Raw genomic sequence first — 9,464 nt, forward strand, 5'->3', positions numbered from 1 at the left:
CCACTCGTTGATCGGAGCGACGTCCTTGCCTGCCGCTGTCCTTGCGCTCACCGCCGGTGCCTTTGGCATCGGCACCACTGAATTCGTCATCATGGGCCTGCTGCTGCAGGTCGCGGCTGAGATGCACGTCTCGGTCCCCGCGGCGGGCCTGCTCATCTCCGGTTATGCGCTCGGCGTGTTCGCGGGCGCGCCGATCCTGACGCTCGCGACGCGCCGCATGCCGCGCAAGGCCGTGCTTCTGGCGCTGATGGCCATCTTCACGCTCGGCAATGCCGCCTGCGCGCTGGCACCGAACTACGCGCTCTTGATGGCCGCGCGGGTGCTGACGTCGCTCGCCCACGGCACCTTCTTTGGCGTCGGCTCGGTCGTTGCGACAAGTCTCGTGGCCGAGGATAAGCGCGCCTCCGCGATCGCGACCATGTTCACGGGCCTCACGGTGGCGACGCTGCTTGGCGTCCCCTTCGGCGCCTGGTTCGGTCTGTTGCTTGGCTGGCGCGCAGCGTTCTGGGCGGTCGCCGCCATCGGCATCGTGGCCTTTGCGGTGCTCGCGGTTTTCGTGCCGGGCGCGGTCGGACAGACCGATGAGCAGGTCGCGATCCGCGACGAGCTCGCAGTGCTTGCGCGTTCGCAAGTGCAGCTCGGCCTTGCCATGACGGTGCTGGGCTTTGCCGGGCTCTTCACCGTCTTCACCTACATCCAGCCGATCCTCACGCGCGTGACCGGCTTTCCCGAAGCGGCGGTCTCGCCGGTCCTGCTGGTGTTCGGCGTGGGGTTGTCGGTCGGCAATGTCGCAGGCGGCCGGCTGGCGGACCGCGGGCTCTCGCGCGCTCTGCTTGGCACGCTCGCCACGCTTGCCGTCGTGCTCGTCGTCTTCGCCTTGGTGCTTTCGCTGAAGGCCCTCACGGTCCTGCTCGTCGGCCTGCTCGGCGCGGCGGCTTTTGCCACCGTGGCGCCGCTGCAGCTCCGGGTGCTCGAGACGGCGGGCCCCGCCGGACAGACGCTGGCCTCGAGTCTCAACATCGCGGCTTTCAATCTCGGCAATGCACTGGGCGCCTGGGCCGGCGGAGTGACCATCGATCACGGCGCTGACTTCGTCGCCCTGCCGCTGGTCGCGGCGGCCATCACGTCGGCCGGTCTTGTCCTGGCCCTGGTCAGCGTGCGGCTCGACCGGCCGAAAGCCGCGCAGGCCGTTTGCCCGGCGGAATAGCAGAAATGGAGAAAGCCATGGACTATCGTCATCTCGGAAAATCCGGCCTCAAGGTCCCGGTGCTGAGTTTCGGCACCGGAACATTCGGCGGACAGGGACCGCTGTTCTCGGCCTGGGGCAGCAGCGACGTCGAAGACGCGCGCAGGCTGATCGACATTTGTCTCGATGCCGGCGTCAATCTGTTCGACACCGCCGATGTCTATTCGAGCGGTGCTTCGGAGGAGATTCTGGGCGTCGCGCTCAAAGGCCGTCGCGACAAGGCGCTGATCTCCACCAAGACGAGCCTGCCGATGGGGGAGGGTCCCTATGATGCGGGCTCTTCGCGGCATCGCTTGCTCGCGGCCGTGGATGCCGCGCTCAAGCGACTCGGCACCGATTATATCGACCTTTTGCAGCTCCACGCGTTCGATGCCTTCACGCCGATCGAAGAGGTATTGTCGACGCTGGATGTCCTCGTGCGCGCCGGCAAGCTGCGCTATGTCGGCGTCTCGAATTTCTCAGGCTGGCAGTTGATGAAGTCGCTTGCGCTCGCCGAGCGTCACGGCTGGCCGCGCTATGTGGCGCATCAAGTGTATTACTCGCTGGTCGGGCGCGACTATGAATGGGAGCTGATGCCGCTTGGCCTGGATCAGGGTGTCGGCGCGCTGGTCTGGAGCCCGCTCGGCTGGGGGCGGCTCACCGGCAAGATCCGCCGCGGCCAGCCCTTGCCCGAAGGCAGCCGCCTGCACGACACCGCGCAATGGGGACCGCCGGTCGAACAGGAGCGATTATATGCAGTCGTCGATGCGCTCGAGATCATCGCGCGCGAGACCGGGCGCACGGTGCCGCAGATTGCCATTGCCTGGCTTCTGAGCCGGCCGACGGTCTCATCCGTCATCATCGGTGCGCGCAACGAAGCGCAGCTTCGCGATAATCTGGGCAGCGTCGGCTGGTCGCTGACCAAAGAGCAGATCCGCCGCCTTGACGAGGCAAGCGCTGTGATGCCGGCCTATCCCTATTATCCCTACCGCATCCAGGAGGGCTTTGCGCGCATCAACCCGTCGCCCGTTTGAGGGCGATCGCCGAAGGGGCCGGGCGATAGCGGGCGAGATTGCATCATCGCGGGATCGATGGCCGTCCCACCCGCACCAGCGTTTCGTCGGGGTCGGAGAGCGAGAACTCGTACATGCCCCAGGGCTTATTTTCCGGTCCGTTCCTCTCAAGCAGCTCGCTGGCGAATTCCGCCGCGAGCGCGTCGACATCTTCCGTATAGAGATAGAGAGCGAACGGATTGCGACCTGGCACCAGCCAGCCTTCGACGGCGTCGGTGAGATGTAGCTGAGCTCCCTTGCCGTCGGACAGGATGCGGTAGCTGTCGTCTGCGCTGCTGGACTGTTTCTCCTCGTCAGGTCGCACAAAGCCGAGACGCTTGTAAAATGCTTCCGATGCGTCGAGATTGTTACAGGGCAAGATGGCGATCATCGCGTGAGTTGGACGCATGGCAGTTTCCAATTGTCGAAAGTCCTTCACTGCGCCTTTTCATGCGCGGCCATACCGACAGCCTTGTAATCATAGGTTGGGTAGAATTCGGTGTGATAGGCGCCCCACGCCTTGTCCTCGATGATGCGATTGACCTCGCGCAGCCGCGAGGCCGGCAGCCGCAGCGTCACGACCTGGCCGATCCCCATCATCACATACCAGCTCACCACCTCGACGCCGGGCGGGGGGAACGCCTTGTAATAGCCCTGCTTCTCGAGCTGGGCGTTGAGCTCTCCCAGAGGACGCGACTGGTCGTGCTTGAAGAAAATGGTGATCATGACGGCATTGTCGGGGGTCGGAGCCGCATTGTCGCTCGGTGCGCTCTGCGCGATCGTGTCCGAATTGAACATTGCCGCCGCTATCGCGACCGTCAGCGCTGTCGCCACGAGCCTCATCCGCCGCATCGCCATCTCCCTGTCAGTTCAGCTCCATGAAGGTTCGAACGGATTGTAGATGGCGATCGGCGCGGAAGCGATGCCCAGCCGCCCGCGTTCACTGCATCTTGTATTCCCCCGAAATGTCCTTGCCGGTGTAGTCGGTCATCAGCGCGGTTGCGATCAGCGTAATCACCGCGCAGGCGGCGATGTAGAGCGCGACCGCAGTTGCAGACTGATAGGTCTTGTACAGCCAGGTCGCGATCAACGGCGCCGGTCCGCCGGCGATCACGGACGCGAGCTGATAGCCGAGCGAAGCGCCGCTGTAGCGCAGGCGGCCCGTGAAGCTTTCGGCGATCAGCGCGGCCTGCGGTCCGTACTGCATGTCGTGGGGAACGAGCGACAGGAAGATCGCAAGGAAGATGATGGGTTCCGATCCCGTGTTGAGCATGCCGAAATAGATGAAGCCGAACACGCCGGTCACCGCGGCGCCGATCATATACATCGTCTTGCGGCCGATCTGGTCCGATAGATGCCCGAACACGGGTATCGAAACGAACGACAACACCGAGGCCGCCAGCACGGCGGTGAGCAGGAAGTCGCGCGAGACCTTCAGCGAGCCGATACCGTAGGAAAAGATGAACGCGGTGAAAATGTAGAACGGGGCCTGCTCGGACATGCGCGCGAACGCCGAGAGCAGGATTTCCTTGGGATGCTCGATCAGCACGGCGAGCATGGGCGCGCGTTCGATCTTCTGCTCCGCCACGAGGCGCGTGAACACCGGCGTCTCCAGAATGCCGAGCCGGATATAGAGGCCGACGCCCACCAGGATCAGGCTCAGCGCGAAGGGGATGCGCCAGCCCCAGGCGAGAAATTGTTCGCCCGACATCTGGCTGAAAGCGAGCACGGCAAGATTGGCCAAGAACAGCCCGCAAGGCACGCCGAACTGCGGCCATGACGCGATCAATCCGCGCGTCTTGTCGCTGCGCGCCCATTCCATCGACATCAGCACCGAACCGCCCCATTCGCCGCCGACGCCAACGCCCTGGATAAAGCGCAGAATGGTGAGAATGACGGCGCCCCAGACGCCGATGCTCTGGTACGTCGGCACCAGCGCCACGGCAAAGGTGGCCACTCCCATCAAGAGGAGCGTCGCGATCAGGGTCGATTTGCGGCCAATGCGGTCGCCATAATGGCCAAAGATGGCTGCTCCCACGGGGCGGGCGGCAAAGCCCACGGCATAGATGGCGAAGGCTTCCAGTGTGCCGACCCAGGGATCGGAATGCGGGAAGAACAGTTTTGCGAAGACCAGGCCCGTGACCGTCGAGTAGAGGAAGAAATCGTACCACTCGATCGCGGTCCCGATCGTGGAAGCGATGACGGCGCGGCGTAGCTGGATCTGATGTTCGAGCGAGGACAGCGGCGTCGGATTGGCGTGAGAAATAGTCATGAGGGTCCCTCCTGGCGCCCCCGAGGCAAGCTGTGTTCTTGGTTGATCTTGCCCGCCGAAAGAACGTGCAGTCCGCAGGGCGGTTCCGTTCCGCAGCGCGGGCAGGGACCATCCGAAGGTCGAAAAGCCCGCGCGCCGGCGCGGGGCCGGCCGGCGCCGGTACGCAGAGGCGGATGTGAAGCGGCTCACAGGCGCAAGCCCGGTTTCGGGGCTATTGAGGCGATGATCCGGAAAACTGTGCAGCGCCTTTTTCCGGAAAGATCATGCTCAAGCAAACGACCCGGAGCGCGATGACGGGTTCGACGCGAGCTCATCGCGCTTCTTGCGGACTCGGGCCGAGGAGGCGGAAACGATGAATATGCGGCGGATGATATCTTGGTGGTTCAGGTTTGTCCTGTCCGGCCGTTTGCTGGACAGGTTTTTGCGTCTGCAGCGCGTGGAGCGACCGTAGCGGCTCAAGGGCACCTTGGACGTCGGGCCTGTTGGCTCAGGTTTGTCCGATCAGCTTTTTGCAGAACGTCGCGCCTCCATGCATGGCATCGCGCCCCTTCCAGGCGAGATAGGTGAGGCGGCCGGCGAGCGACTGATGGCTCTTCAAGCTGCGCGAGCCCAGGACATGGCCGACATCGGGAGGAAAACGGCTCACCTCCGCCTCGACCAGCGCAGCGATGGCATCCATCAGCCTGCGCAGGCGCGCGCCCCAATCGGACTGTTCGAGCTGGTCGATGCGGACCTGCAGCGCATATTCGGTGTCGTAGATCTCAGTCAGAAGCTGCTTGGCGACGAGGACGCGGTTGTTCCTGAGCGCAAAACGCAAGGCGAGCTTCTTGTCCTCGAGCCGATCCAGCACCATCGAAACCGTGATCGCATAAGGCGTGGCGGCGATGTCGCGCGCGCCTTTGCTTGGTGACGCCCTGGTCGCGAGGCGGATCAATTCCCAGGGCGTCCTGAGGCGGTTTGCGATGAGCGTCAGCGCAAAGGGAAGCGCTTCCTTGTTGGTCTTGCCGAATTCATCCAGGAGACTCGTCATGGCGGCGACACGGCCGTCGTCGAACTTCGATATCTTGTCCGGCAGCCCTTTTTCGAACTTCGCCAGTGCATCGCGCGCACGCAGCACGCAGACGATCTTGATGAGGTCGTTGAAGACGCATTGTGAAGCCGTGAAGGTCGCAAGCTTGCCGCGGATCTGCGCCGCGTTCTCCGGTGCGGCCAGCGTGTTCTCGAGCGACTTGACGACTTTGGTCTGGAACGTGGCGACAGCCTGCTGCAGCTCGCGCTTCTTGTCGCTTGCGATCAGCTCCTTGAGCTGCGCGGCATAGTCGCGCGCCATGGTCGGAAGCAGATCATGGCTGATCCATTCCCAGACCGGCGACAGCGACCCGCGCGAGATCCGCCCCGGATTCGCATGGTCCGGATCCGCGTCAACCAGCAGAGGCTCGATGGGGGCGAAGAAATGCTTGGAGGGATTGCTTGGCCCTTTGCTGGGTTGTCCGGCCTTGCGAAATTCGGCGCGCAGCGCCTGAACGACCGCGGCAGCGCCGGGTATTTCGAGCCCGCAGACCTCCAGCCGCTCAAGCTCGCTTAAGAGATTGCTCCGCGCGAGCGGAGTTAGCTGCTTCAGATATTCTGAGATCCGCTCGGCTTGGACCATGGCACGCAACTTCCGCAACTCATCCGGAGCCTCGATATCGGCCTGTCGCGTAGGGGCATTTGCGCGCTCGCAACCGGGAACATGAAAGCAAGTCATCGTTAAATAAATGGTAAGGTGATCGGGGGCGATCGAGGGCGCGCGGCGCTCGGCTACGTGCGCAAAGCGGGCAGCGAGGTCGGAGCGCTATCGTCAGGCCGCTGATTCATTTACCGCTTGCAACCTTGGCGGGCGAGGCTGGATTCCTCCGCAATCTCAACGCGTAAAATGGCGCTCCGGCTGCGGATTTTTCGCAAGATTTCCGTAGTCTTACGGTGCAAATTCTTAACCATGGAGCCGCGTGCCGTCCGTTAAACAACGGGCATGTCACAGCAAGAAAGCCGCCTCGCCGAGTCCGATCTTGCCGAAGCTGTCGCAAGCGGCCCGACTCTGACCGCGCTCGAAGCGGTCCGGCCACAGGCCATGCGCGCCGCCGCCGCTGACGAAGAGGGCGCTATTGCGCGCCAGCTCAACGGCTCGCTGACTGCGCTCCTGCTCTACATGGGCGAGATCAAGCAACTCAGCCGAGCGCTGTCGCAGAGCCCGGAGGATCGGGCTTACCTGCAGAAGATCGTCGATCACGCGCTCCAACAAACCGAACGGGTTTGCGCGCTGGTCAAGCAGGTCGACACAGCCCAGCAAGGTGCGCTGCCTGCCACCAACGCCAAATTTGAATTCGAGGAGCGCGTAGTGCGCCCCAGGGAGATCGGCCAGGCACGCCTTGCCTGCGCCACCGAGGCTGGCCAGCGTCCGCTGACGAAGCGCGAACGCGAGGTCTTGCAGCTTATCAGCGAAGGCCACTCCAACAAGCAAGGCGCGTTGCGGATGCGCATCAGCCCGCGCACCTTCGAGAGCCATCGCGCCGAGGCGATGCGAAAGCTCGGCGCGCGTAACACCGCGGAGCTGGTACGCGCCGCGCTGCTGCTGATCGGCGAGCGTACCGGCTGAAAGCCAAACGCGGTCGCCAATCCGTTGGGGTCGCGGGTCGCCCTTAGAGCATGATCCGGAAAAGTGTGAAGCGGTTTTCCGAAAGGATCATGCTCAAAACGAGAATCTGAAGCGCGACGGCGATCCAACCTAATCCCATCGCGCTTTAGTAAAAGTCTTCCCGGAATGAATTGACGTGCGGTGCCGCGCGCCGCGCTGTGGCTGCCTGCTTCGGCGGGTTCGGGATGATGGTGATGATCCAGCGCGGCGGAACGCTTGCTTCCTGTTCCTGCACCGAACGGACATGCCCGGTGATCGTCGTGTCGCCGGCCCTGACGGTGGCTGTTCTCCCGTTGAATTGCGCCATACGGAAACGCCGCATCTCCCTTTGATCGGCCGTTTCGAATGTGAACATGGAGCCCTCCTGTGCCTGCCGCGACTATCTCCTTTCATCCTTAGCCGGATATGAAAATTGGATGCCGTAGAAGTACGGCCGCGGCTTATGGCGCGGACGCGAGCCGCTGCGGCGATCTGGTCGGATCGGAGGCTTCACTGTTCGCCGCGCCGGAAGCATCATCGGGACCCGAAGGGCCGCGTTAGCGCAGTCGCTGAACTGAGCGAATCGAAAGGGCGCGCCCCGGCGTTATTGCGAGCGCAAGTGACGCCTCGCCATAGCTCGCGGAGCGTGCGACGGCGGGTCGTCGCTTTCGCTCCTCGCAATGACGGGGCCTGGTTGAAGAGGCTCGTCCGGCTCTGCAAGTTGATCAGCGACCGCTCCAGCGCAAATCGTGCAGCAGTTCTCTGGAAAGATCACTGCGCCCGAGCGCGGCTTTGTCGGCGGCTCGGCTATTCGGCCGGGCCGAACACCGCTTCCATCTTGGATTTCAGCGTCGCGGCGTTGAACGGTTTGACGATGTAGTTGCTGACGCCGGCCTTCTTGGCCGCGATGACGTTTTCGGTCTTGGATTCCGCGGTGATCATGATGAAGGGAGTCTTCGAGAGCTCCGGGCTGGCGCGCACTTCGCGCAGCAGGTCATAGCCGGTCATCGGCTCCATGTTCCAATCGGAGATCACGAGCCCATATCTCTTGCCGCGCATCCTGTTCAGCGCCGACGATCCATCGCAGGCGTCGTCGACTTTTTCGAAGCCGAGCTGCCGCAGGAGATTGCGGATGATCCGGATCATGGTGCTGTAATCGTCGACCACAAGGATCGGCATCGACAAATCAAAGGCCATGTCTTCCCTCCGCACAGTTCGCAAACGGCCGGACAGGGGCGAGACGTTCACAGCAACGAAGGTGTTCGATGTTGTCTTGAACTCGCGCTCGTCAGCATCGTGACAAATAGCAGCAGCGGTTGAACGGCGCGTTAATCGTGCGAGCTCTCGTAGTTCTACGGGTGCGCAATCATGATGTGCAGCCGACGAAGGCGATCGGCGCAGTCCGCGTGTGAGCTGCGCAAGCCATCGTTCGGCCGCACGTCATTTTGAGCCGCGCAAGCAGGCTCGCCGACGCAATTTCCGCGGCGTGGTTAGCGGACAATTAAACAACACCGGCAAATTGCTTTCGATATCAACGCGGCATTGCGGCCGACAACGACGTTCGCGCCGATATTTCCCCATGAAATCGCGCAAAGGCTCGCCGGCGGCAACCGCTGCGAGCGCAGCCTGCGTCCGTATTTGCACGGAACACGCCGTTAACGGGAATGAGAAACCCGAAGGGCTATTCATTGCAGCACGGAAATATGTGGCCTCTCTCCGGCGGAGCCGATCACGAAAGTCACCACCGCATCGCTGGCCGACGCGCCGGGTCTGCAATCCCATAAGATCAGGCACGAGGGGCGATCGGAGCCCGGAGCCTTGGAAGGTTTGTTCTGATGGATGATCTGTTGCGGGAGTTTTTGACGGAGACCAGCGAGAGCCTGGACACCGTCGACAATCAGCTGGTGAAGTTCGAGCAGGAGCCGAACAACGCCAAGATCCTGGATAACATCTTCCGCCTGGTGCACACGATCAAGGGGACCTGCGGCTTTTTGGGGCTGCCGCGGCTGGAAGCNCTGGCGCATGCCGGCGAGACCTTGATGGGCAAATTCCGCGACGGCATGCCGGTGCGGGCCGAGGCGGTGACGGTGATTTTGTCCTCGATCGACCGCATCAAGGAGATCCTCGCCGGGCTCGAGGCCACCGAAGCCGAGCCCGAGGGCAACGACCGCGACCTGATCGACCAGCTCGAGGCGATGGTCGCGCAGGGCATGGCGGCGATGGCAGCGTCAGCTCCGCTGATCGCGGCAGGCTCGGCTGGGC

At 63.1% G+C, this 9,464-nt stretch carries 10 protein-coding genes; 4 read left to right on the top strand and 6 right to left on the bottom strand.

Annotation, left to right across the window (positions count from 1 at the left end; translation table 11 throughout):
- Positions 1-25: 25 nt before the first annotated feature.
- Together F758_RS0120695 and F758_RS0120700 are read left to right on the top strand one after the other, a co-directional pair.
- On the top strand, positions 26-1,207 hold the full coding sequence (locus F758_RS0120695; protein WP_024509668.1) for an MFS transporter: 1,182 nt from the start codon (positions 26-28) through the stop codon (positions 1,205-1,207).
- 17 nt (positions 1,208-1,224) lie between these two features.
- On the top strand, positions 1,225-2,259 hold the full coding sequence (locus tag F758_RS0120700) for an aldo/keto reductase (protein WP_024509669.1): 1,035 nt from the start codon (positions 1,225-1,227) through the stop codon (positions 2,257-2,259).
- Between the two features lie 43 nt (positions 2,260-2,302).
- Here F758_RS0120700 and F758_RS0120705 read toward each other — a convergent pair whose 3' ends face one another.
- The 4 genes from F758_RS0120705 to F758_RS0120720 form a co-directional block, all read right to left on the bottom strand.
- Complete coding sequence (locus F758_RS0120705) at positions 2,303-2,686, bottom strand: VOC family protein (protein WP_024509670.1); 384 nt, start codon at positions 2,684-2,686, stop codon at positions 2,303-2,305.
- A 26-nt stretch (positions 2,687-2,712) separates the two neighbouring features.
- Positions 2,713-3,120 (bottom strand): hypothetical protein, encoded by a 408-nt coding sequence (locus F758_RS0120710; RefSeq protein WP_502689166.1) that lies wholly within the window; start codon positions 3,118-3,120, stop codon positions 2,713-2,715.
- A 97-nt stretch (positions 3,121-3,217) separates the two neighbouring features.
- Positions 3,218-4,549 (bottom strand): MFS transporter, encoded by a 1,332-nt coding sequence (locus tag F758_RS0120715; protein WP_024509672.1) that lies wholly within the window; start codon positions 4,547-4,549, stop codon positions 3,218-3,220.
- A 487-nt stretch (positions 4,550-5,036) separates the two neighbouring features.
- Complete coding sequence (locus F758_RS0120720) at positions 5,037-6,200, bottom strand: hypothetical protein (protein ID WP_024509673.1); 1,164 nt, start codon at positions 6,198-6,200, stop codon at positions 5,037-5,039.
- Between the two features lie 360 nt (positions 6,201-6,560).
- Between F758_RS0120720 and F758_RS0120725 the strand changes: the two genes are divergently transcribed.
- Complete coding sequence (locus tag F758_RS0120725; RefSeq protein WP_024509674.1) at positions 6,561-7,184, top strand: helix-turn-helix domain-containing protein; 624 nt, start codon at positions 6,561-6,563, stop codon at positions 7,182-7,184.
- Positions 7,185-7,329: 145 nt separating this feature from the next.
- Here the strand turns inward: F758_RS0120725 and F758_RS0120735 are convergent, their stop codons facing one another.
- Positions 7,330-7,578: a hypothetical protein gene (locus tag F758_RS0120735; RefSeq protein WP_024509675.1), complete on the bottom strand. Its 249-nt coding sequence runs from the start codon at positions 7,576-7,578 to the stop codon at positions 7,330-7,332.
- A 431-nt stretch (positions 7,579-8,009) separates the two neighbouring features.
- Positions 8,010-8,399, bottom strand: a complete 390-nt coding sequence (locus tag F758_RS0120740) for a response regulator (RefSeq protein ID WP_024509676.1) — start codon at positions 8,397-8,399, stop codon at positions 8,010-8,012.
- Between the two features lie 638 nt (positions 8,400-9,037).
- On the opposite strand from F758_RS0120740, the gene F758_RS44270 reads away from it, so the two are divergent.
- Positions 9,038-9,464: Hpt domain-containing protein (locus F758_RS44270; protein ID WP_035721357.1), on the top strand; the 427-nt coding region annotated here is incomplete at its 3' end.

This window comes from Bradyrhizobium sp. ARR65 (assembly GCF_000472385.1).
Classification (GTDB): domain Bacteria; phylum Pseudomonadota; class Alphaproteobacteria; order Rhizobiales; family Xanthobacteraceae; genus Bradyrhizobium.

Coding starts and splice junctions, on each gene's coding strand:
- F758_RS0120700 (WP_024509669.1), top strand. CDS start 1,225: ATGGACTATCGTCATCTCGGAAAATCCGGCCTCAAGGTCCCGGTGCTG.
- F758_RS0120705 (WP_024509670.1), bottom strand. CDS start 2,686: ATGCGTCCAACTCACGCGATGATCGCCATCTTGCCCTGTAACAATCTC.
- F758_RS0120710 (WP_502689166.1), bottom strand. CDS start 3,120: ATGAGGCTCGTGGCGACAGCGCTGACGGTCGCGATAGCGGCGGCAATG.
- F758_RS0120715 (WP_024509672.1), bottom strand. CDS start 4,549: ATGACTATTTCTCACGCCAATCCGACGCCGCTGTCCTCGCTCGAACAT.
- F758_RS0120720 (WP_024509673.1), bottom strand. CDS start 6,200: ATGGTCCAAGCCGAGCGGATCTCAGAATATCTGAAGCAGCTAACTCCG.
- F758_RS0120725 (WP_024509674.1), top strand. CDS start 6,561: ATGTCACAGCAAGAAAGCCGCCTCGCCGAGTCCGATCTTGCCGAAGCT.
- F758_RS0120735 (WP_024509675.1), bottom strand. CDS start 7,578: ATGTTCACATTCGAAACGGCCGATCAAAGGGAGATGCGGCGTTTCCGT.
- F758_RS0120740 (WP_024509676.1), bottom strand. CDS start 8,399: ATGGCCTTTGATTTGTCGATGCCGATCCTTGTGGTCGACGATTACAGC.